Here is a 23,141-nt window from a genome sequence, read left to right on the forward strand (position 1 = left end):
ACTGCAAAGTGCTGCCTGCGCGCCAACAGCATAGATGCGTCGGGCGAGATCACTCGCTCGACAGCAGGTCCATGGTGTGTTTATCCATCATTTCCAACGCACGGCCACCGCCGCGAGCAACGCAGGTCAGCGGGTCTTCGGCAACGATTACCGGCAGACCGGTTTCCTGGGCCAGCAACTTGTCGAGATCACGCAGCAAGGCGCCACCACCGGTCAGTACCAGACCACGCTCGGCGATATCGGAAGCCAGTTCCGGAGGCGATTGCTCCAGCGCACTTTTCACAGCTTGAACGATGGTTGCCAGGGACTCTTGCAGAGCTTCCAGCACTTCATTGGAGTTCAGGGTGAATGCGCGTGGAACGCCTTCGGCCAGGTTACGGCCGCGAACGTCGACTTCGCGAACTTCGCCGCCCGGGTAGGCAGTACCGATTTCCTGCTTGATGCGCTCGGCAGTGGATTCGCCGATCAGGCTGCCGTAGTTGCGACGCACGTAAGTGATGATCGCTTCGTCGAAGCGGTCGCCGCCAACCCGTACGGACTCGGCGTAAACCACACCGTTCAGGGAGATCAGCGCGATTTCAGTGGTACCGCCACCGATATCGACAACCATCGAGCCGCGAGCTTCTTCAACCGGCAAGCCGGCACCGATCGCAGCAGCCATTGGCTCTTCGATCAGGAACACTTCACGGGCACCGGCACCGAGAGCCGACTCACGGATGGCACGACGCTCAACCTGGGTGGATTTGCACGGAACGCAGATCAACACGCGAGGGCTAGGCTGCAGGAAGCTGTTTTCGTGAACCTTGTTGATAAAGTACTGCAGCATCTTTTCGCAAACGCTGAAGTCGGCGATCACACCGTCCTTCATCGGACGAATGGCAGCAATGTTGCCCGGCGTACGGCCGAGCATGCGCTTGGCCTCGGTGCCGACAGCAACGACACTTTTCTGGTTACCGTGTGTCCGAATAGCCACAACCGATGGCTCATTCAGGACGATACCGCGCTCGCGCACGTAAATAAGGGTGTTGGCAGTGCCCAGGTCAATGGAAAGATCGCTGGAAAACATGCCACGCAGTTTCTTGAACATGGGAAAGGGACCCTAGGCAACGCGTGGGTAAAAAAGTGCGGCAAACTCTAACAACGACAGGGATTTTGGGCAAGGCGCCAATATGTTAAATTGGCCGCTTTTCTGTGCACCAACCCCCACAATCGCGGCCTTATGACCGTAGAAATGCGGTAGTGTTCCGACAATCTAACACACGGATAGCATCCGTTCTGTTTTCCTTCCACTGGAGAATCCCATGACGCTTGAACGCTCCGACGTGGAAAAAATCGCTCATCTGGCCTGTCTTGGCCTTAATGAAGCCGATCTTCCACACATCACTTCGGCCCTGAACAGCATTCTGGGACTGGTCGACGAAATGCAGGCGGTCAATACCGACGGTATCGAGCCGCTCGCCCACCCACTGGAAGCCAGCCAGCGCCTGCGTGCAGACGTCGTGACCGAGACCAATCATCGCGAGGCCTATCAGTCCATCGCACCAGCGGTCGAAAACGGCCTGTACCTGGTTCCGAAAGTCATCGACTAAAGGGAAAGAGCCTGCAATGCATCAATTGACTCTGGCCGAGATCGCCCGCGGTCTCGCCGATAAAAAGTTTTCTTCCGAAGAGCTGACCAAAACCCTGCTGGCGCGTATCGCCCAGCTCGACCCTCAGCTCAACAGTTTCATTAGCCTCACCGAAGACCTGGCGCTCCAGCAGGCGAAAGCCGCTGACGCACGCCGGGCCAATGGTGAGAGCGGCGCCCTGCTCGGTGCGCCGATCGCCCACAAAGACCTGTTCTGCACCCAGGGCATTCGCACCAGCTGCGGCTCGAAGATGCTCGACAACTTTAAAGCACCGTACGACGCCACCGTGGTCGCCAAGCTGGCCGCCGCTGGTGCCGTGACGCTGGGCAAGACCAACATGGACGAATTCGCCATGGGGTCGGCCAACGAGTCGAGCTACTACGGCGCGGTGAAAAACCCGTGGAACCTGGAACACGTGCCCGGCGGTTCGTCCGGTGGTTCGGCTGCGGCCGTTGCCGCTCGTCTGTTGCCGGCCGCCACCGCGACCGACACCGGCGGCTCGATCCGCCAGCCGGCCGCGTTTACCAACCTGACCGGCCTGAAACCGACGTACGGTCGCGTTTCGCGCTGGGGCATGATCGCCTACGCCTCCAGCCTCGATCAGGGCGGCCCTCTGGCCCGCACCGCCGAAGACTGCGCGATCCTGCTGCAAGGCATGGCCGGTTTCGACCCGCAAGACTCCACCAGCATCGACGAGCCCGTGCCTGATTACAGCGCCGGCCTCAACGGTTCGCTGCAAGGCCTGCGCATCGGCGTCCCTAAAGAGTATTTCAGCGCCGGTCTCGACCCGCGCATTGCCGACCTGGTTATGGCCAGTGTCGAAGAGCTGAAAAAGCTCGGCGCCGTGATCAAGGAAATCAGCCTGCCGAACATGCAGCACGCGATTCCTGCGTACTACGTGATTGCCCCGGCGGAAGCCTCTTCCAACCTGTCGCGTTTCGACGGCGTGCGTTTCGGCTATCGCTGCGAAGCCCCGAAAAACCTGGAAGACCTGTACAAGCGTTCCCGTGGTGAAGGTTTCGGCGCGGAAGTGCAGCGCCGGATCATGGTCGGCGCCTACGCGCTGTCGGCCGGTTATTACGACGCTTACTACCTGAAGGCGCAGAAGATTCGCCGCCTGGTGAAGAACGACTTCATGGCTGCCTTCAATGAGGTCGACATCATCCTCGGCCCAACCACGCCGAACCCGGCCTGGAAGCTTGGCGCCAAGAGCAGCGACCCGGTCGCTGCGTACCTCGAAGACGTCTACACCATTACCGCCAACCTCGCCGGTCTGCCGGGCTTGTCCATGCCAGCCGGTTTTGTCGACGGCCTGCCGGTCGGCGTGCAATTGCTCGCCCCGTATTTCCAGGAAGGTCGCCTGTTGAACGTTGCCCACCAGTATCAGCTCAACACTGACTGGCACACCCGCACCCCAACCGGCTTCTGAGGAGAAACACATGCAATGGGAAGTCGTGATCGGGCTGGAGATTCACACCCAGCTCACCACCCGGTCGAAAATCTTTTCCGGTAGCTCCACCACTTTCGGTTCCGAGCCGAACACCCAGGCCAGCCTGGTTGACCTCGGTATGCCTGGCGTATTGCCGGTGCTGAACCAGGAAGCGGTGCGCATGGCAGTGATGTTCGGTCTGGCGATTGACGCCGAGATCGGCCAGCACAACGTGTTCGCCCGTAAAAACTATTTCTACCCGGACCTGCCCAAGGGCTACCAGATCAGCCAGATGGAATTGCCGATCGTTGGCAAAGGCCACCTGGACATCGCGCTAGAAGACGGCACGGTCAAACGCGTCGGCATCACCCGCGCGCACCTGGAAGAAGACGCCGGTAAAAGCCTGCACGAAGAATTCAGCGGCGCCACCGGCATCGACCTGAACCGTGCCGGCACGCCGCTGCTGGAAATCGTTTCCGAGCCGGACATGCGCAGCGCCAAGGAAGCCGTGGCTTACGTCAAGGCTGTCCACGCGATGGTGCGTTACCTTGGCATTTGCGACGGCAACATGGCTGAAGGTTCGCTGCGTTGCGACTGCAACGTGTCGATTCGTCCGAAAGGCCAGGTTGAATTCGGCACGCGCTGCGAGATCAAGAACGTCAACTCGTTCCGTTTCATCGAGAAGGCGATCAACACCGAAGTGCAACGTCAGATCGAACTGATCGAGGACGGCGGCAGGGTGATCCAGCAGACCCGTCTGTACGATCCGAACAAGGACGAAACCCGTCCGATGCGCAGCAAAGAGGAAGCCAACGACTACCGTTACTTCCCCGATCCGGACCTGCTGCCGGTGGTCATCGAAGACTCGTTCCTCGACGACGTGCGCGCCACCCTGCCGGAACTGCCACCGCAGAAACGCGAGCGCTTCCAGGCGCAGTTCGGTCTGTCGGTCTACGACGCCAGCGTCCTGGCTACCAGCCGCGAGCAAGCCGATTACTTCGAGAAAGTCGTGAGCATCGGCGGCGACGCCAAGCTGGCGGCCAACTGGGTGATGGTTGAATTGGGCAGTCTGTTGAACAAACAGGGCCTGGACATCGACCAGTCGCCGGTCTCGGCAGAGCAACTGGGCGGCATGCTGCTGCGCATCACCGACAACACCATCTCCGGCAAAATCGCCAAAGTGGTGTTTGAAGCCATGGCCAACGGCGAAGGCAGCGCGGACGAGATCATCGACAAGCGCGGCTTGAAGCAAGTGACCGACACCGGTGCGATCTCGGCTGTGTTGGACGAAATGCTCGCGGCCAATGCCGAACAAGTTGAACAGTACCGCGCGGCAGACGAAGCCAAACGCGGCAAGATGTTCGGCTTCTTCGTCGGCCAGGCCATGAAAGCCTCCAAAGGCAAGGCCAACCCGCAACAGGTTAACGAACTGCTCAAAAGCAAGCTCGAAGGCTGATGAGAATGGAGCCAGCACTCAAAACTGGCTCTGATCCTTGTGGGAGCGGGCTTGCTCGCGAATGCGGTGTATCAGTCAACATTGATGTTGGATGTGATGCCCTCTTCGCGAGCAAGCCCGCTCCCACATTTGTATGTGGAAACCTTCGAATGAAACGTCTGCTCAGTGCCTGCGCCCTGCTCTCTCTGCTGGCCGGTTGCGCCAGCACCGATGCCATCGATCCACACGGCTACGACAAGACCGGCGTAGCTTCGTATTACGGCGCCAAGCACCATGGCAAACGCACCGCCAGTGGCGAGCGTTTCAACAAGAATTCCCTGACCGCCGCCCATCGCCAGTTACCGTTCGGCACCCGGGTGAAGATTACCAACCTGAATAACGACAGGTCCTGCGTGGTGCGCATCAACGACCGCGGGCCATACTCTCGTGGACGCCTGATCGACGTGTCACGTGAAGCGGCCGAACAGTTGGGCATGCTGCGCAGTGGCACCGCGAAGGTTCGCGTGCAAGCCCTCGACGACTGATAGACGGAGCGCCAACCATTTTCGGACTTGCCGATATACCCCTGATCAGCGTGATTGAATTGCTCAGCGGTTTGCTGTTGCTGATCGCCGGCGCTGAGTTGATGGTGCGCGCCGCCGTGCGCCTCGCCGCGCGCCTGCATGTACGACCGCTGATTATCGGCCTGACCATCGTCGCCCTCGGCAGCAGCGCACCGCAGATGGCGGTCAGCCTGCAAGCGACCTTGGCGCAGAACGCCGACATCGCCGTCGGCAGCGTGATCGGCAGTAGCATCTTCAACATCCTCGTCACCCTCGGACTCTCGGCGCTGATCATCCCGCTGCGGGTTTCACGGCAACTGGTGCGCCTGGATATTCCGCTGATGATCGGCGCCAGCCTGCTGGTGTTCGTATTGGCGTGGAACGAAGAACTGACCCGCGTCGATGGCGTGCTGCTGCTGGCGGCACTGGTGCTGTATCTGGGCCTGCTGCTGCGCCAGTCACGACACTCGGTCCGTCCACAATCGACCACCCACGAAGTCCCGCAAGTGCCATGGATCAGCAGTCTGCTGATGATCGTCGTGGGTTTGGCGATGCTGGTCTACGCCGGGCACTTGCTGTTGGGCGCGGCGGTTTCGGTCGCGACCGATCTGGGATTGTCGGAGCGGATCATCGGCCTGACCATCGTCGCCGTCAGCACCTCCCTGCCGGAACTGGCCACGTCGTTGATCGCCGCCTTGCGCGGTCAGCGCGACATCGCCGTGGGCAACGTGATCGGCAGCAACCTGTTCAACCTCTTGGGCGTGCTGGGCTTCACCGCGTTGATCGCGCCATCGCCGCTGTCGGTGTCGCCCAACGCCCTGGATTTCGACTTGCCGGTGATGCTCGGCGTCGCGGTGTTGTGCCTGCCGGTGTTCTATTCCGGTTACCGGGTGACCCGCGCCGAAGGTCTGCTGTTTTTGGGTTTGTATCTGGCTTACGGTCTGCACGTGGTGTCGTTCACCACCGGCATGCCGCTGGCCGGCAAGCTTGAACACCTGATGCTGTTTTTTGTCCTGCCGGCGCTGATGGCGTTTTTGCTGTTCACGTCGCTGCGCGCCTGGCGTCGCCAACACCACAATAAGGAATTGCCATGACCGATAATAAAAAGCCTGGCGTTGAAGTCCGCCGCCAAGTGATGGGCGACGCCTTCGTCGACCGCGCGCTGGGCAATGCCACCGAGTTCACGCAACCGCTGCAGGATTTTGTCAACGAGCACGCCTGGGGCGGCGTCTGGAACCGCGAAGGTTTGCCATTGAAAACCCGCAGCCTGATCACCCTCGCCGCCCTGACCGCGTTGAAGTGCCCGCAGGAATTGAAAGGTCACGTGCGCGGTGCGCTGAACAATGGCTGCACCGTGGAAGAGATTCGTGAAGCGCTGCTGCATTGCGCGGTGTATGCCGGTGTACCGGCGGCCATCGATGCGTTTCGGGCGGCGCAGGAAGTGATCGATACCTACCAGAAGCCGGAATAAGTCGCCAAGAACTGCAGCGACTGTTCGGCCGTCTTCGCGAGCAAGCCCGCTCCCACATTAATCGCATTCTTTCTGGAGGAACTCGGTCAAATGTGGGAGCGGGCTTGCTCGCGAAGAGGCCCGACAAAACACAGCAAATCCTGAAGGCTAAATCCACCCGCCCCACTGCAACAGAAAGATCCCGATGTTGGTGGTGACCGCCGCCATCAACGTGGTGATCACGATGATCGCCGCCGCCAGTTCATGATTGCCATTGGCCTGACGGGCCATGACAAAACTGGCCGCGGCGGTCGGGCTGCCGAAGTACAGGAACAGAATCCCCAACTCCGCACCACGAAAGCCCCAGAGCCACGCCCCCAGCGTCGCCAGCACAGGCAGGCCGATCATCTTCACCAGGCTTGAGCTCAGCGCCATGTTGCCGCTTTTGCGCAGTGCCGCCAGCGACAGCGTGCCCCCGATACAGATCAACGCCAACGGCAAGGTGGTTTGCGCCAGGTATTGGCCGGACTTCTCAAGCCATCCCGGCAAGCCGATCTGGAAGTAGGCAAACGGCGCCGCCGCAAACACGCTGATAATCAGCGGATTGACCATCACGCTTTTGCAGATGCTCCAGGGGTCGGACTTGATCACCGGGCTGTACACCGCCAGCACAATGGTCGAGAGCGTGTTGTAGAACAGGATCACCAACGCCGCGAGAATCGCCCCGAGGGATATCCCGTAGTCGCCGTACATGCTCGCCGCCAGTGCGAGCCCGATGACCCCATTGTTGCCGCGAAATGCGCCTTGGGTGTAAATCCCCCGGTCTTCCCGCGGGCACTTCCAGATTGCCCAGCCCCAGGCGATGGCAAAACACACCAGCGTCGCCAGCGAGAAATAGATCAGCAGCGCCGGTTGCAACGCGGCGTGCAGGTCGGCATGCAGGATGCCCAGAAACAACAGCGCCGGCATGGTGACGTTGAACACCAGGGCCGATGCAGTGTGGATGAAATTGTCGTTGATCCAGTCGATGCGTTTGAGCAGCGCACCCAGAAACAGCATGGCAAACACCGGCGCGGTGATGTTCAGGGTTTCGAGGAAGATAGCCAGCATGCCGGGGATAACCTTGGGTGAGCGTCGTTAGGGGGCTAATGATAAGCCACTTTCACCCGGATCGTTCCCACGCTCTGCGTGGGAATGCCTCTTGTGACGCTCTGCGTCACGCTTTGGGACGCAGAGCGTCCCTGGCTGCGTTCCCACGCAGAGCGTGGGAACGATCATTACGTGATCGGCGCCGGGTTGAACAGGGTGATGTCGTTATGCAGCTTGTGCTTCTCTGCCCACGTCTGCTTCTTGCCGCTGGCCACATCCAGGTAGTAGTGGAACAACTCCCAGCCGAGGTCTTCAATCGAGGCCCGCCCGGTCGCAATCCGTCCGGCATCGATGTCGATCAGGTCTGGCCAGCGCTGCGCCAGCTCGGTCCGGGTCGACACCTTCACCACCGGTGCCATCGCCAAACCGTAAGGTGTGCCACGCCCGGTAGTGAACACATGCAGGTTCATCCCCGCCGCCAATTGCAACGTCCCACAGACAAAATCACTGGCCGGGGTTGCACAGAAGATCAGCCCTTTGCGCTTGAAGCGCTCGCCCGGGCCAAGCACGCCGTTGATCGCGCTGCTGCCGGATTTGACGATCGAGCCCAAGGACTTCTCGACAATGTTCGACAACCCGCCCTTCTTGTTGCCCGGTGTGGTGTTGGCACTGCGATCCGCTTCGCCCTTGGCCAGGTAACGGTCGTACCAGTCCATTTCCCGAACCAGTTCCTGAGCAACTTCCTCAGTCTCTGCACGGGAAGTCAGCAGGTAAATCGCATCGCGCACTTCGGTGACTTCGGAAAACATCACCGTCGCACCCGCGCGCAATAACAGGTCCGAGGCATAACCCAGCGCCGGGTTGGCAGTGATACCGGAAAACGCATCGCTACCGCCGCACTGCATGCCGAGAATCAGCTCGGACGCCGGCACGGTTTCCCGGCGACGTTGATCGAGCTTCTTCAAACGGGTTTCGGCCAGCGCCATGATCTGCTCGATCATCTCGGTGAAACCGTGACTCGAATCCTGCAAGCGGTACAACCACGGATCGCTCAAATCCACCGAGCTGTCGTTCTCGTGCATCACCTGCCCGGCCTGCAATTTCTCGCAGCCCAGGCTGATCACCAAGGCTTCGCCACCCAGGTTCGGGTTACGCGCCAGGTTGCGCACGGTACGGATCGGGATGTACGCGTCAGTCGCGGTAATCGCCACGCCGCAGCCGTAGCTGTGGGTCAGCGCGACCACGTCATCAACGTGCGGATACTTGGGCAGCAACTCGTCCTTGATGCGCTTGACCGCATGGTCCAGCACGCCGGTGACGCACTGAACCGTCGTGGTGATCCCGAGAATGTTGCGCGTACCAACGGTGCCGTCGGCGTTGCGATAACCCTCGAACGTGAAGCCTTCCAGCGGTGCCTGCGCCGCCGGCACTTCGGTGGACAGCGGCAAGCTGTCCAGCGGTGGCGCGGTGGGCATGCGCAGTTGATCTTCCTTGACCCAGCTGCCGCGCGGAATCGGCTGCAACGCGTAGCCAATGGTCTGGCCGTAACGAATCACCTGGCCACCCACGGGAATGTCTTCCAGGGTGACCTTGTGGCTCTGTGGCACGAAATCCACGGTGACCAGGCCGTCCGGAAACTCGGTACCGGCCGGCACGCCCTGGTCATTGACCACGATCACTACGTTGTCCCGCTCGTGCAGGCGGATGTAGCGCGGCGAGTCGGAATGTTCAATCAACTGCATGACGCCGCTCCTCAGGAATGCGCTTGAGACAATTTGTTATTGGTTTCAGGACCGCTGACTGGCGGCTCCTTGAGTACCACACGTTTGATCGGACCGACGATCACCAGGTAGCTGAACACCGCGACCAGGGCGTTGCAACCGACAAACACCAGCGCCCATTTGAACGAACCGGTGGAGCTGATGATGTAGCCGATGACAATCGGGGTGGTGATCGAAGCGATGTTGCCGAAGGTGTTGAACAAGCCACCGCTGAGACCGGCAATCTGTTTTGGCGAGGTGTCAGACACCACGGCCCAACCCAGCGCACCCACGCCTTTACCGAAGAATGCCAGGGCCATGAAGCCGACGACCATCCATTCAACGTCCACGTAGTTACAGGCCACGATGCTGCTGGAGACCAGCAAACCAGCAATGATCGGCGCCTTGCGGGCGAAGGTCAGGGAATGGCCCTTGCGCAGCAGGTAGTCGGAAATCACGCCGCCGAGCACGCCACCAATGAAGCCGCAGATCGCCGGCAACGAGGCGATGAAACCGGCCTTGAGGATGGTCATGCCGCGCTCTTGCACCAGGTACACCGGGAACCAGGTCAGGAAGAAGTAGGTGATGCCGTTGATGCAGTATTGGCCCAGATACACACCGAGCATCATGCGGTTGGTCAGCAACTGGCGGATGTAGTCCCACTTCGGACCGTCTCCCTTTTTGCCTTTGCCTTTGTCCTGGTCCATGTCGACCATGCCGCCGTTGTCGGCGATGTGCTTGAACTCGGCGTCATTGATCATCGGATGCTGACGCGGGCTGTAGATCACCTTCAGCCAGATCCCAGAGAAGATGATGCCGATCACGCCCATGACGATGAACACGTGCTGCCAGCCGAAGCTGTAAACGATCCAACCCATCAGCGGCGCAAACAGCACCGTGGCGAAGTATTGCGCCGAGTTGAAAATCGCAGACGCCGTACCGCGTTCAGCGGTCGGAAACCAGGCCGCCACAATGCGTGCGTTACCGGGGAAGGATGGCGCTTCGGCCAGACCCACCAGGAAGCGCAGCATGAACAGCGCAACCACCGCCGTGGACATGCCGAACTCACCGACATAGCCCTGCAGCACGGTGAACAACGACCAGGTAAAGATGCTGAGCGCGTAGATTTTTTTCGAGCCGAAACGGTCCAGCAACCAGCCACCGGGAATTTGCCCGGCCACGTAGGCCCAACCGAATGCAGAGAAGATATAACCGAGGGTGACCGCGTCGATGCCGAGGTCTTTTTGCAGGCTGGAGCCTGCGATGGCGATGGTAGCCCGGTCGGCATAGTTGATCGTGGTCACCAGAAAAAGCATGAGCAAAATCAAATAGCGGACGTGGGTCGGCTTGGTCGCTTGCATGTAGATGTACTCCCACTGATTATTTTTATGCGCGGGTGAAACTGTTGCGGTATCGATGCCGATACCGCGGTGTTTCCTGTCAGGAGCCGATGTAGCTAGTCTTCACGACCGTGTAAAACTCTTGCGCGTAGCGACCTTGCTCGCGGGACCCATAGGATGAACCTTTACGCCCACCGAATGGAACGTGGTAATCCACGCCCGCCGTCGGCAAGTTGACCATTACCATCCCGGCCTGGGAGTGGCGTTTGAAGTGGTTGGCGTACTTCAACGACGTGGTGGCGATGCCCGCCGACAGACCGAATTCGGTGTCGTTGGCCATGGCCAGCGCGGCCTCGTAATCCGCGACGCGAACCACGTTGGCCACCGGGCCGAAGATCTCTTCGCGGCTGATACGCATCGCGGCTTCGCTGTCGGCAAACAGGGTTGGCGCGAGGTAATAGCCTTCGGTATCGCAGGTCACCAGACCACCGCCGCTGACCAGACGTGCACCTTCGGACTGGCCGATGTCGATGTACTTCATGTCCTGTTCAAGCTGCGCTTGCGAGACGACCGGGCCGATGTCGGTGCCGGCTTTCAACGCGTGACCGACCTTGATCGACTTCATGCGCTCAGCCACGGCTTCAACGAACTTGTCGTGAATCCCGGCGGTAACGATGAAGCGGCTCGAGGCCGTGCAACGCTGGCCGGTGGAGTAGAACGCGCTCTGTACCGACAGCTCGACCGCTTGCTTGAGGTCGGCGTCGTCGAGAATGATCTGCGGGTTCTTGCCACCCATTTCCAACTGAACCTTGGCCTGGCGCGACACGCAGTTGACTGCGATCTGACGACCGACACCCACGGAACCGGTGAAGCTGATGCCGTCGACTTTCGGGCTCTGCACCAGCGCATCGCCAACCACACGACCGCTGCCCATCACCAGGTTGAACACGCCGGCGGGGAAGCCTGCGCGGGAGATGATTTCGGCCAGCGCCCAGGCGCAACCTGGCACCAGATCGGCCGGTTTCAGCACGACGCAGTTGCCGTAGGCCAGGGCCGGGGCGATTTTCCACGCAGGGATCGCGATCGGGAAGTTCCATGGTGTGATCAGACCGACCACGCCCAGCGCTTCGCGAGTCACTTCGACGTTCACACCCGGACGTACCGACGGCAGATAGTCGCCGGACAGACGCAGGCATTCACCGGCGAAGAACTTGAAGATGTTACCGGCGCGAGTCACTTCGCCGATGGCTTCGGGCAGGGTCTTGCCCTCTTCCCGAGCCAGCAAGGTGCCTAGCTCTTCGCGGCGGGCGAGGATTTCAGTGCCTACTTTATCCAGGGAATCGTGACGTGCCTGAATGCCCGACGTGGACCAGGCCGGGAACGCGGCGCGAGCGGCGTCGATGGCGGCGTGGACCTGAGCCAGATCGGCTTTGGCGTATTCGCCGATGGTATCGGTCAGTTCGGACGGGTTGATGTTATTGGAGTAATCGCTACCCGCAACCCATTCACCGTTGATGTAGTTATTAAAACGCTTTGCATTTGCCACGGGCTTTCCCCTAAAAAAGAAGTCCTCACACAAAAGGCCGCTGAATACTCAGCGGCCTTGTTTAATCGGATGTGTTACTGCGCACCTTGCTTGTCGATCAGCGCGGCCAGAGCTTCGTACTCTTCTGGCAGCAGATCGGTCAGCGGCGCACGCACAGGACCTGCGTCATAGCCGACAATTTTTGCCCCGGCCTTGACGATGCTCACCGCGTAGCCCGCTTTGCGGTTACGGATGTCCAGGTACGGCAGGAAGAAGTCGTCGATGATCTTGCCGACGGTGGCGTGATCTTCGCGGGCAATGGCGTGGTAGAAATCCATCGCGGTTTTCGGGATGAAGTTGAACACCGCCGAGGAATAAACCGGCACGCCCAGTGCCTTGTAGGCTGCGGCGTAGACTTCGGCGGTCGGCAAACCGCCCAGGTAGCTGAAGCGATCACCGAGGCGGCGACGGATCGACACCATCAACTCGATATCGCCCAGGCCATCCTTGTAGCCGATCAGGTTCGGGCAGCGCTCGGCCAGACGTTCCAGCAGCGGCGCGGTCAGGCGGCAGACGTTACGGTTGTAAACCACCACGCCGATTTTTACCGATTTGCACACGGCTTCAACGTGGGCGGCAACGCCGTCCTGGCTGGCTTCGGTCAGGTAGTGCGGCAGCAGCAACAGGCCTTTGGCGCCCAGACGCTCGGCTTCCTGTGCGTATTCGATGGCTTGACGAGTCGAACCGCCAACGCCGGCCAGAATCGGCACGCTGGTTTCGCAGGTGTCGACGGCAGTCTTGATGATTTCCGAATACTCGCTGGCCGCCAGAGAGAAGAACTCACCGGTGCCGCCCGCGGCGAACAATGCCGAGGCGCCGTATGGGGCCAGCCATTCGAGACGTTTGATGTAGCCCGCGCGATGGAAGTCGCCCTGAGCATTGAAATCGGTAACCGGGAAAGACAACAGACCGGAAGAGAGGATGGACTTCAGTTCTTGTGGATTCATTATTCGAACACCCTGGATAGCGACGTATGTGTGTGAGGAAACCGTTCAGCCTTCGCCGAAGTTGTAGGTCATCGTACAACTTAAATAATAACCGTCAACTGCATTTCATCGCCAACCGCAGAATTTGAGTCGGAAAAGTATTTTCTTGACGTAGGAAATTTCTCATCTATGATCCAGATAACTGTATATACATACAGTTATTTTTTGATCGTATCGACGACATATCAAGGAGATAGAAATGTCAGGTCTACACGCACAACCGAAGGAAAAACCGAAACAGGTCATCGCCGAACTGGATGATCTTTTTACCGAGCATGGCATCCCTCTCATCGGGGAAAACCGACACGTGGTCTTGCAGATTGCTGATCATCACAACCCTACGACTCCCCTTCCTGCACCTCTGCCCACAGCCTCCGACAAAGCCCTGAAAGGCAAGCCACAGCTGAGGTTCGAGGGTGGTGAACACACCGCCATCGGCGACAGCACCCTGCTGCGTTTCGTCAAGGATGCACCGGCTATCCCCGCTTCACAGGTGGAGCTGCATTTGCCCAATGGGCTGGCGCTGACCTATGGCCAGGTCATTGCGCTGGGGGGTGATTTCTATGGAATTCCCGATCAACCGATCAGCGAAGGCGCGACAGGCGCCGACCGAATCCAGCGGTTTACCAATGCCTTCAACTCGCTGGCCGTGCTGCCTGCTGCTAACGCTGAGGCCAAGCTGATCCTCGGCGTGATGCAAAAGGAAATCGCCGCAATCAAGCAGGCGATCAAGGACGGTAAACAACCTCACGAGGCTTATGACGCCCTCGGTGATACGTTGTCGGAAGAGTGGAACAAGATCACCGGCGGCGGCAGTGTCGTCTCGGCGCTGTTTCCATTTGGCCGCTACCTGAAACTGGCCGCCAACAATGCCGATCACTTCGCCGAATGGGCGCTGCTGGCCTATATCGCCGGGCACACCGCGGCGGTGCAACAAGCGGTGCTGGCCCACGCCAGTGGCGATGAAAAGCAGCTGGAGCTGGCCTATGCGATGAACGCTTTTGCCGATCACTACCTGACCGACCTGTTTTCCGCCGGCCACCTGCGAGTGCCGCGCAAGCAATTGGCAGCGGTGGTCACGCCGAGCGATCTGGGTTCGTTGATCACGCGTTTCATGCACGACGAAGACAGCAAGTTCGGTCTCAACGTGCGCAATGGCAACGGCGATCAATGGCGCGCGTATGGGGACAAACGCTACTTCGATGCCATCGACAGCGCCAATCGCACCCAGGTGAATCAAGCGGTTCAGGTGTCTGCGGATGAAGTGTTCGCGGCTTATCTCAGTGGAATCGCCCCGTCGGCCGGCAGCTTTGCTGCGTTGAAAAAACTGCCTGATCTTCAAGCAGTGCTGAACCCGACGGGTAATTTCTCGCCGCTGTTCAAGGTCGAGGGCAACAAGGTGCTGCGACGTAAGGATGTTAACAACCTGAACGACACCGCCACCGTGGATGACTGGTGGGGCTGGAGCACTTATTTGCTGCTCAAGGATTACAAACCCACTGGCAACGTTGCCTGATAAGGAGATCGATGATGACTATCAAATTGAAACTGGAACTGGCTTCTGGCCAATCGCTGAAAGGTGCGCCGTTGGAGTTGTTGGCCAAGGGGGTGGTGATTGCGCGGGCGGTGGTGGATGAGCATGGGTATGTGGCGTTTGATGCCAAACGGGGGGCTGCTGATTTTGCGGTGCGGGTGGATCGTTCGATTCTGACGACTGGCTGAACCACTCACCTGATCGTTCCCACGCTCCCGCGTGGGAATGCCTCTTGTGACGCTCTGCGTCACGCTTTGGGACGCCGAGCGTCCCGGGCTGCATTCCCACGCAGAGCGTGGGAACGATCTATACCTTCTTACCCGCGCTGCGCCTCAGCTTCTTCATGCGCATGACGCAGCCGCTCGCGGCTATTGGTCAAATGCAACCGCATCGCCGCCCGCGCCGCATCCGAATCCTGACGCGCAATCGCGTCGTAAATCTCTTCGTGCTCTCGGCTCAGGCGATTCATGTAGTGCTGTTGGTCGTCATGGGCAAGGCGCGCGGAATTGAGGCGCGTACGCGGAATGATGCTCGTGCCCAGGTGGGTCATGATGTCGGTGAAATAGCGGTTGCCCGTCGCCAGGGCGATTTGCAGGTGGAACTGGAAGTCGGACGCCACGGCATCGCTGGCATGGGAAACACTTTCATTCAACGCATCCAGCGCAGCTCGCATCAATGCCAACTGCTCGGGGCTGCGGCGTTGCGCGGCAAGACCGGCGGACTCCACTTCGAGGCTGATGCGCAATTCCAGAATCGCCAGCACATCACGCAACGTGACCACAGTCGCCGGGTCGATGCGGAAACCGCTCGGGCTCGGGGTGTCGAGCACGAAGGTGCCGATGCCGTGGCGGGTTTCAACCTGCCCCGCCGCCTGCAAACGGGAAATCGCTTCGCGCACCACGGTGCGGCTGACGCCATGGGCATCCATGATCGCCGACTCGGTGGGCAACTTGTCGCCACGTTTGAGGTGACCGTCGCGGATCTGCTCGGACAGCACCGTCACCAGTTCCTGAGCGAGGCTGCGGCGCTTGCGAGGGAGGCGTGGTGCGTCGATCGGGTTTTCCATGGTGAACGTCTTTCTCGAAAGTTGCGGCTGAAACCGCATCATAGCTCAACGCGGTTGTACGATCACCGTCGGCGAACGCCGGCCCCTGTTGTGGTGTTTATGCGGTCACGGTTTGATCCACCAAATGCCCATTCTCGATACGAACATGCCGTGGATGGAAGCGCTTCAGGCTGCTGCGATGCCCGACGCTGACGATGCTCAAGCCCGGAATCTCATCGATCAAGGTCTGATACAGCAACGCTTCGTCCTCCTCGTCCATCGCCGAGGTCGCTTCGTCCATGTACAGCCATTGCGGTGCGTAAAGCAGCGCACGAGCGAAGGCCAGACGTTGCTGCTCACCCGGCGACAACATGCGCTGCCAGTGATTGGCTTCGTCCAGACGGGCAACGAGGTGCGGCAAACGGCAGGCTTCCAGCACATGAACGTAGCGCTCGTGCGGATACGTATCGCCAGACTGTGGATAACTCAGCGCTTCACGCAGGCTGCCAATCGGCAGATAGGGTTTTTGCGGCAGGAACAGATAACGCCCCGTCGGCAGACGAATACTGCCGTGGCCAGCCGGCCAAAGGTGCCCCATCGCTCGAAACAACGTGGATTTACCGCTGCCGGAGCGACCGCTGAGCATGACGCGTTCACCCTCCTCCACGGTCATGTCGGCGTTGCTCAGCAGGTGACGACCGTCGGCCAGATCGAGGCCAAGGTTATGCACCTTCAACGCCGAGCCATGGTTTTGCACATCAATCGCCGGCGCACGCTCTTCGTTGTCGGTCATGGCCTGGCGGAAACTCAGCAGACGATCACAGGTGGCGCGCCATTCGGCAAGGTCCTGGTACGCCGTGATGAACCAACTGAAGTTGTCCTGGACGTTAGCGAACGCCGAGTTGATTTGCATCAGCTCACCCAGTTCGATCTTGCCAGTGAAGTAACGCGGCGCGGCGACCATGAACGGGAAGATCACGGCGATCTGCTCATAACCGGAAGTAAAGAAAGTCAGGCGCTTGGACACTTTCATGATGTCCCAGAAGTTGTGCCAGACCATCCCGAAACGGCTGCTCAAGCGGCGGTTCTCATTAGGCTCGCCGTTGTACAGCGCAATGCTTTCGGCATTCTCGCGAACCCGCACCATGGAGAAACGCAGATCGGCTTCGAAGCGTTGCTGGTTGTTGTTGAGGCCGATCAGGCGACGGCCAATCAAATGCGTCAGCCAACTGGCGACGGCGGCGTAAACCAGCGCGCACCAGAACATGTAACCGGGAATCGTGAAACCAAACACTTCGATACTGCCGGACACGCCCCACAAAATGATCGAGAACGATACGAGGCTGACGATGTTGCGAATCAACCCGAGCCCCAGGCCCAGCGTGCTGGTGGTGAATTTATTGAGGTCTTCGGAAATCCGCTGGTCCGGGTTATCGGTGTAGCCGCCCTGCTCCAGCTGGTAGTAATTCTTGTTGTCGAGCCAACGGGCAAAATGCTTCTCGGTGAGCCAGGCCCGCCAGCGGATGGTCAGCATCTGGGTCAGGTAGAGCCGATACACCGCGCCAAGAATGGCCACCGCCGCAATGCCGCAGAAATACAGGATCAACTGCCAGAAGGCCGCTTCGTCCTTTTTTTGCAGGGCGTTGTAGAAGTCCTTGTACCAACTGTTGACCCATACCGAAATCGCCACGCTGAACAACGACAGCGCGATCACGGCGATCAGCAACGTCCAGGCCTTGCTCTTCTCTTCGCTGCGCCAGTAAGGCGTGGTCATCGCCCAGACTTTGCGAAAAAACTGCCCGCGCACAGCATCATTGACCGCGGAATACTCAGCGTTCTGATTCATGGATAAGGCTCGATAAAGAAAAGAACACACTCGAACCGATCATAGATGATCGGTTCGGTTTGTCGCGAGGAGCGGCCCGCATTCGTTCAGCGCAAGTTCAGCGACGAACGGGACGCTTCTGCAGTTTGCGCTGCAGCGTGCGGCGGTGCATGCCCAGGGCGCGGGCAGTGGCGGAGATGTTGCCTTCGTGTTCGGTCAGCACGCGCTGGATGTGCTCCCACTGCAGGCGATCCACCGACATCGGGTTCTCCGGCACCAGTGTGTCGAGGTCGGCATGCTCGGAGAGCAGCGCGGCCAGCACGTCATCGGCGTCCGCCGGTTTGCACAGGTAATTGCAGGCGCCGCGCTTGATCGCCTCGACGGCGGTGGCAATGCTCGAGTAACCGGTGAGGATCACCACGCGCATTTCCGGGTCCAACTCAAGCAGTTTGGGCAACAGCACCAGGCCGGAATCGCCGTCCATTTTCAGGTCCAGCGCGGCGTAGTCCGGCAGGTCGGCCTGAGCGATGGTCAGGCCTTCTTCGGCGGAACCGGCGGTGCTGACGCGAAAGCCGCGGCGGGCCATGGCACGGGCCATCACCCGAGTAAATGTTGCGTCGTCGTCTACCAGCAGCAAATGCGGCAGTTCTTCGCCTTCGCCTTCGACTTGGATCTCGTCACTCATGTTCGTCTCCTCGGGCGACACGGGGCAGGCGCAGCTCGGTAAGCGTGCCACCTTCCTCATGACTGTAGAGTTTCACTGAGCCGCCGGCGCGTGTCACGCTGGCCTTGCTCAAAAACAGGCCCAGGCCGAAACCTTTGCCCTTGGTGGTAAAAAACGGTTTGCCGATCTGCTCGGCGATGGCCAGCGGCACACCGGCGCCGTGGTCGCGAATGCTGATGGTCAAGTCCTCGGCATTCCAGTCCAGCGTCACTTGCAGCCCTTCGGGGCAAGCGTCGGCGGCGTTGTTGAGCAAATTCAGCAGTGCCTGGGTCAGGTCTGGCGGCGGCGCCATGCGCGGCACGGTGCCTTGGCCCAAGCGCTGGAAGCGGTAACTGGCTTCCGGGCGCATCAGGTGCCAACGGTTCAGGGCTTCATCGAGCCAATCGGTGACGTCCTGCATTTCCACCGCCAATCGACGATTGGCCTCGGCGGCGCGCACCAATTGCTGCAAGGTTTCCTTGCAGAGTTTGACCTGATCCTGCAGCACGCTCAGGTCGTCCTGCAACATCGGGTCGTGATGGTCCTGACGCATTTCCTTGAGCAACACGCTCATGGTCGCCAGCGGCGTGCCCAGTTCATGGGCAGCACCAGCGGCCTGGGTGGCGACGGCCAGCAGTTGCTGATCGCGCAGGCCCTCTTCGCGACGGATGGCACGCAGTTCTTCCTGACGGCGCAGCTCTTCGGCCATGCGTGCGGCGAAGAAGGTGATGACCGCCGCGGCCAGGGCGAAACTCAGCCACATCCCGTAAACCTGCAGGTTTTCCCGAGCGATCGGGAAGGTTTGCAGCGGATAGAAGCGCGCCAGCAGCAGGGTGTACATCGTCAACGCGATACCGGACAGAATCACCGAATAACGCCACGGCAACGTCACCGCAGCGATGGTCAGCGGCACCAGGTAATAAGAGACGAAGGGGTTGGTCGACCCGCCGGAGAAATACAGCAAGGCACTGTGGATAAACAGGTCACAGGCCAGTTGCACGGCGTATTCGAGTTCGGTAACCGGCCATGAGGTGCGCAGGCGAATCGCCGTGAACGCGCACAGCAACATCGAGCAACCGAGGGTCGCGGCCAGTTGGAACCAAGGCAGCGGCAGCAAGTCGAGCCAGTAGGCCAGGCCCACGGAACCGGCCTGAGCGGCCAACACCAATGTACGGATGAACGTCAGCCGCCAGAGATTCTGGCGAGTAGCGGAAGTGATTTGAACGGGGGCGAGCATGAGCTCTCCTGATGAGCGCTCCAGGCGGATCGCACGGAGTATAACCAAGCACGGGGGCTGGCAGGCAAAAGTGCGGCAAACGGCCACAGGCGGGGACGTTACTCGGCGCCTGCCAGATCGCCATCGCGGGCAAGCCTTGCTCCTACAGGTTTGCGTCGTGCACACATCTTCTGCACATCCGTCACCTGTAGGAGCAAGGCTTGCCCGCGATTGGCTGGGAAGCAGCCACCTGCGATCGATCTGTATAGAAGTTGTAACTGTGCGAACCGGATCATAAAAGCTAGAGTCTGATGGTTTCACGCAGGCTCGGACCTTAACCCCTGCGCAACGTCCAAGGAGTTTTCATGCACAGTTTCAGCCGCAGCGCCGCCCTTCTTGCCCTTAGCGTTGGCACCGTCGCCAGCCTCCCGGCCCTGGCTGCCGACGAACTTCATTACAACCAGATCGCCCTGCGCGCCGAAGTCAGTCAAGAAGTCGCCCGCGACCTGATGATCGTGACCCTCTACACCGAAGAACAAAACACCGACCCGGCCAAACTCGCCGCCGACGTCAGCACCACCATGAACAAAGCGCTGGCCCAGGCCAAACAGGTCAAGGAAGTCACCCTGCGCCAGGGCAGCCGCAACAGCTACCCGATCTACGACACCAAGGGCCAGAAAATCACCGGCTGGCGCGAACGCGCCGAACTGCGCCTGGAAAGCTCCGACTTCGCGGCACTGTCGAAACTGACCGGCGAACTGCTCACCGACCTGAAAATGGGCGGCATGGACTTCGCCATCGCCACACCAACCCGCAAGGCCAGCGAAGATGCGCTGCTTAAAGAAGCCGTGACGGCTTTCAAGGCCCGTGCGCAATTGGCGACCGATGCATTGGGTGGCAAGGGTTACAAAATCGTTAACCTGAACTTGAACAGCAACGGTTATCCACAACCGTACATGCGTGGGCCGATGATGATGAAAGCGGCGAGTATGGACGGTGCGCCGGTTACGCCGGAAGTTGAAGCTGGTACGAGCCAGGTCAGCATGACGGCGGATGGTTCGATTGAAGTGTTGATGCCTTGATTCGATAACCCGTACACAAAAACGGCGATCACCGAAGTGAACGCCGTTTTTTATTGCCAGGCCAAAACCCACGTAGTTCCTCGTTAAACATTCAAAAGCGGAACGCGGAGCGTCCCTGGCTGCATTCCCACGCGGAGCGTGGGAACGATCAATTGGGGGGCAGCAGAAAGAGATTGGTCGGCTGTCAGGCCGCCACCGTGGGCAAGCAGCAAAGGTTGCACCCCCCGGTGCTACCAACACGCCCACGCAGCCGCCACCAAATCCCAAAGCCAAGCATCACCCACAGATGTCCACTGACAAACAGTAACGGAACAATCTGCCCCTCCAGACACAACAACCCTTTAAACAACAAACACCTACCTACCAAACCAGAACTCAATCTCATTCACGCCCGCCCTCCCCGTTCACCCCCCTCAATGACGGGTATAAATAAGTAACACCGCGCTCCAATCGGGTGCGCAAAACGTCCAGATCGCCCCGCGCAGGTGCGCCATATGCACTGAAAAAAACCTGCGCAAACGGTCAAATGCGCGTGAATTTATACAAATGCGACATTAAGGTACGTTCGTGCCACTGTTTAAGGCCCGTAGCCGCTCTGGATCTTGCATTGGGTATGGCCCCTGCATAAGTATCCGCAGGAACGACTCACGAGGTCGTCCTCTAATTCCAAAAATGACAACAAATCATGAGGCCACCATGCTTAAACACGCGGTCATTCCGTTTTTAGTCGGCGCAGGCTTGTTAGCTAGCGCACCTTTCGCCCAAGCGGCGACTAACCTGGTGTTTTGCTCCGAAGGGAGCCCGGCCGGTTTTGATCCTGGTCAGTACACCACCGGAACCGACTTCGACGCCTCTGCAGAAACCATGTTCAACCGTCTGACTCAGTTCGAGCGCGGCGGCACCGCCGTTATTCCTGGTCTGGCGACCAAGTGGGACATCTCCGATGATGGCCTGACTTACACCTTCCACCTGCGTGAAGGCGTCAAGTTCCACACCACCCCGTACTTCAAGCCGACTCGTGAGTTCAACGCCGACGACGTGCTGTTCACCTTTAATCGCATGATTAACAAGGATGATCCGTTCCGTAAGGCGTACCCAACCGAATTCCCGTACTTCACCGACATGGGGATGGACACCAACATCACCAAGATCGATAAAGTCGACGACAAAACTGTCAAGTTCACCCTGAAAGAAGTCGACGCCGCGTTCATCCAGAACATGGCCATGAGTTTCGCTTCCGTTCAGTCCGCCGAGTACGCCGCCCAGCTGCTGAAAGAAGGCAAAGCCGCCGACATCAACCAGAAGCCGGTCGGCACTGGCCCGTTCGTGTTCAAGAGCTACCAGAAAGACTCCAACATCCGCTACACAGGGAACAAGGACTACTGGAAGCCTGACGACGTCAAGATCGACAACCTGATCTTCGCCATCACCACCGACCCGTCGGTGCGTATCCAGAAGCTGAAGAAGAACGAGTGCCAGATCACTCTGTTCCCACGTCCAGCCGACCTGAAGGCGCTGCAAGCAGACAAGACTCTGAAAGTGCCTGACCAGGCTGGTTTCAACCTGGGTTACATCGCCTACAACGTGATGGACAAGATCAAGGGCAGCGATCAGCCGAACCCGATGGCCCAACTGAAAGTGCGTCAGGCACTGGACATGGCCGTCAACAAGCAGCAGATCATCGACTCGGTTTACCAGGGTGCAGGCCAACTGGCCGTCAACGCCATGCCGCCGACCCAGTGGTCTTACGACACCACCATCAAAGATGCGCCGTACAACCCTGAGAAAGCCAAAGAGCTGCTCAAGGAAGCCGGCGTCAAGGAAGGCACCGAGATCAACCTGTGGGCGATGCCGGTGCAGCGTCCGTACAACCCGAACGCCAAGCTGATGGCTGAAATGCTGCAGTCCGACTGGGCCAAGGTCGGTATCAAGGCCAAGATCGTGACCTACGAGTGGGGCGAGTACATCAAGCGCTCCAAAGGCGGCGAAAACGGCGCGATGCTGATTGGCTGGAGCGGCGACAACGGTGACCCGGACAACTGGCTGAACGTGCTGTTCGGCTGCGACTCCCTGCAAGGCAACAACTTCTCCAAGTGGTGCGACAAGAAGTTTGACGGCATCGTGAAAGAAGCCAAGCGCACGACCGATCAGTCCAAGCGCACCGAACTGTACAAACAGGCGCAACACGTCCTCAAAGATGCCGTTCCAATGACACCTATCGCTCACTCGACGGTGTTCCAACCCATGCGCGACAACGTGCAGGATTTCAAGATCAGCCCGTTTGGCTTGAACTCCTTCTACGGCGTCAGCGTCAGCAAATAAGGTTTTGTAGCGGCGACGCTTTTAACGTCGCCGCTGCTTTATCTGCCGAGAAAGTAGGAAACCACCTACATCCAATTCCGCTGAGTATTACAGCAGCGGCGTCGGACGCGTTGCCATTTCCTACGAGTCTTTAGGACTCTACGCATTTA

At 59.4% G+C, this 23,141-nt stretch carries 20 protein-coding genes; 10 read left to right on the forward strand and 10 right to left on the reverse strand.

Annotated elements, in window-relative coordinates; genetic code table 11:
* Nucleotides 1–49: 49 nt before the first annotated feature.
* Nucleotides 50–1,087, reverse strand: a complete 1,038-nt coding sequence (mreB, locus tag CKW16_RS17440) for a rod shape-determining protein MreB (protein ID WP_002555108.1) — start codon at nt 1,085–1,087, stop codon at nt 50–52.
* 214 nt (nt 1,088–1,301) lie between these two features.
* On the opposite strand from mreB, the gene gatC reads away from it, so the two are divergent.
* The 6 genes from gatC to CKW16_RS17470 all read left to right on the forward strand — a co-directional run bounded on the left by gatC (nt 1,302) and on the right by CKW16_RS17470 (nt 6,526).
* Nucleotides 1,302–1,589 (forward strand): Asp-tRNA(Asn)/Glu-tRNA(Gln) amidotransferase subunit GatC, encoded by a 288-nt coding sequence (gene gatC / locus CKW16_RS17445; protein WP_095129456.1) that lies wholly within the window; start codon nt 1,302–1,304, stop codon nt 1,587–1,589.
* A 16-nt stretch (nt 1,590–1,605) separates the two neighbouring features.
* Nucleotides 1,606–3,057, forward strand: a complete 1,452-nt coding sequence (gatA, locus tag CKW16_RS17450) for an Asp-tRNA(Asn)/Glu-tRNA(Gln) amidotransferase subunit GatA (RefSeq protein ID WP_095129457.1) — start codon at nt 1,606–1,608, stop codon at nt 3,055–3,057.
* A gap of 10 nt (nt 3,058–3,067) precedes the next feature.
* Nucleotides 3,068–4,513, forward strand: coding sequence for an Asp-tRNA(Asn)/Glu-tRNA(Gln) amidotransferase subunit GatB (gene gatB / locus CKW16_RS17455; protein ID WP_095129458.1), 1,446 nt, complete (start codon nt 3,068–3,070; stop codon nt 4,511–4,513).
* A 149-nt stretch (nt 4,514–4,662) separates the two neighbouring features.
* The gene (locus CKW16_RS17460; RefSeq protein ID WP_095129459.1) at nt 4,663–5,037 is read left to right on the forward strand and encodes a septal ring lytic transglycosylase RlpA family protein; all 375 of its coding nucleotides are present in this window, start codon (nt 4,663–4,665) and stop codon (nt 5,035–5,037) included.
* Between the two features lie 50 nt (nt 5,038–5,087).
* Nucleotides 5,088–6,149, forward strand: a complete 1,062-nt coding sequence (locus tag CKW16_RS17465; RefSeq protein ID WP_095129460.1) for a calcium/sodium antiporter — start codon at nt 5,088–5,090, stop codon at nt 6,147–6,149.
* Entirely contained in the window at nt 6,146–6,526 is a 381-nt protein-coding gene (locus CKW16_RS17470; protein WP_095129461.1) for a carboxymuconolactone decarboxylase family protein, read from the forward strand. Before CKW16_RS17465 ends, CKW16_RS17470 begins: the two co-directional genes overlap by 4 nt.
* A 147-nt stretch (nt 6,527–6,673) precedes the next feature.
* Here CKW16_RS17470 and CKW16_RS17475 read toward each other — a convergent pair whose 3' ends face one another.
* From CKW16_RS17475 to kdgD, 5 genes are all read right to left on the reverse strand, one after another.
* Nucleotides 6,674–7,615 (reverse strand): AEC family transporter, encoded by a 942-nt coding sequence (locus CKW16_RS17475; RefSeq protein ID WP_095129462.1) that lies wholly within the window; start codon nt 7,613–7,615, stop codon nt 6,674–6,676.
* A 167-nt stretch (nt 7,616–7,782) separates the two neighbouring features.
* Nucleotides 7,783–9,336 (reverse strand): galactarate dehydratase, encoded by a 1,554-nt coding sequence (garD, locus tag CKW16_RS17480; RefSeq protein WP_046045834.1) that lies wholly within the window; start codon nt 9,334–9,336, stop codon nt 7,783–7,785.
* A gap of 11 nt (nt 9,337–9,347) precedes the next feature.
* Nucleotides 9,348–10,715: an MFS transporter gene (locus tag CKW16_RS17485; protein ID WP_010463380.1), complete on the reverse strand. Its 1,368-nt coding sequence runs from the start codon at nt 10,713–10,715 to the stop codon at nt 9,348–9,350.
* 79 nt (nt 10,716–10,794) lie between these two features.
* Nucleotides 10,795–12,240, reverse strand: coding sequence for an aldehyde dehydrogenase family protein (locus tag CKW16_RS17490; RefSeq protein ID WP_095129463.1), 1,446 nt, complete (start codon nt 12,238–12,240; stop codon nt 10,795–10,797).
* A gap of 74 nt (nt 12,241–12,314) precedes the next feature.
* Nucleotides 12,315–13,226: a 5-dehydro-4-deoxyglucarate dehydratase gene (kdgD, locus tag CKW16_RS17495; RefSeq protein ID WP_008148911.1), complete on the reverse strand. Its 912-nt coding sequence runs from the start codon at nt 13,224–13,226 to the stop codon at nt 12,315–12,317.
* Nucleotides 13,227–13,464: 238 nt separating this feature from the next.
* Between kdgD and CKW16_RS17500 the strand changes: the two genes are divergently transcribed.
* Together CKW16_RS17500 and CKW16_RS17505 are read left to right on the forward strand one after the other, a co-directional pair.
* On the forward strand, nt 13,465–14,781 hold the full coding sequence (locus CKW16_RS17500; RefSeq protein WP_095129464.1) for a phospholipase: 1,317 nt from the start codon (nt 13,465–13,467) through the stop codon (nt 14,779–14,781).
* 14 nt (nt 14,782–14,795) lie between these two features.
* Nucleotides 14,796–14,987 (forward strand): hypothetical protein, encoded by a 192-nt coding sequence (locus CKW16_RS17505; protein WP_095129465.1) that lies wholly within the window; start codon nt 14,796–14,798, stop codon nt 14,985–14,987.
* 128 nt (nt 14,988–15,115) lie between these two features.
* Here CKW16_RS17505 and CKW16_RS17510 read toward each other — a convergent pair whose 3' ends face one another.
* From CKW16_RS17510 to CKW16_RS17525, 4 genes are all read right to left on the reverse strand, one after another.
* Entirely contained in the window at nt 15,116–15,865 is a 750-nt protein-coding gene (locus CKW16_RS17510) for a FadR/GntR family transcriptional regulator (RefSeq protein ID WP_046045828.1), read from the reverse strand.
* A gap of 97 nt (nt 15,866–15,962) precedes the next feature.
* Entirely contained in the window at nt 15,963–17,690 is a 1,728-nt protein-coding gene (locus CKW16_RS17515; protein WP_095129466.1) for an ABC transporter ATP-binding protein/permease, read from the reverse strand.
* Between the two features lie 97 nt (nt 17,691–17,787).
* Nucleotides 17,788–18,354: a response regulator transcription factor gene (locus tag CKW16_RS17520; protein WP_008148925.1), complete on the reverse strand. Its 567-nt coding sequence runs from the start codon at nt 18,352–18,354 to the stop codon at nt 17,788–17,790.
* On the reverse strand, nt 18,347–19,609 hold the full coding sequence (locus CKW16_RS17525; protein WP_095129467.1) for an ATP-binding protein: 1,263 nt from the start codon (nt 19,607–19,609) through the stop codon (nt 18,347–18,349). Before CKW16_RS17525 ends, CKW16_RS17520 begins: the two co-directional genes overlap by 8 nt.
* Nucleotides 19,610–19,953: 344 nt before the next feature.
* Between CKW16_RS17525 and CKW16_RS17530 the strand changes: the two genes are divergently transcribed.
* Nucleotides 19,954–20,670 carry an SIMPL domain-containing protein gene (locus CKW16_RS17530; protein ID WP_095129468.1) on the forward strand — a complete coding sequence of 239 codons (717 nt, stop codon included), beginning with the start codon at nt 19,954–19,956 and terminating at the stop codon, nt 20,668–20,670.
* Between the two features lie 696 nt (nt 20,671–21,366).
* A complete protein-coding gene (locus CKW16_RS17535; RefSeq protein WP_095129469.1) occupies nt 21,367–22,992 on the forward strand; it encodes an ABC transporter substrate-binding protein in 1,626 nt (541 codons plus the stop codon).
* Nucleotides 22,993–23,141: the final 149 nt, after the last annotated feature.

The sequence above is a fragment of the Pseudomonas sp. Irchel s3h14 genome (assembly GCF_900187425.1).
Classification (GTDB): Bacteria; Pseudomonadota; Gammaproteobacteria; order Pseudomonadales; family Pseudomonadaceae; genus Aquipseudomonas.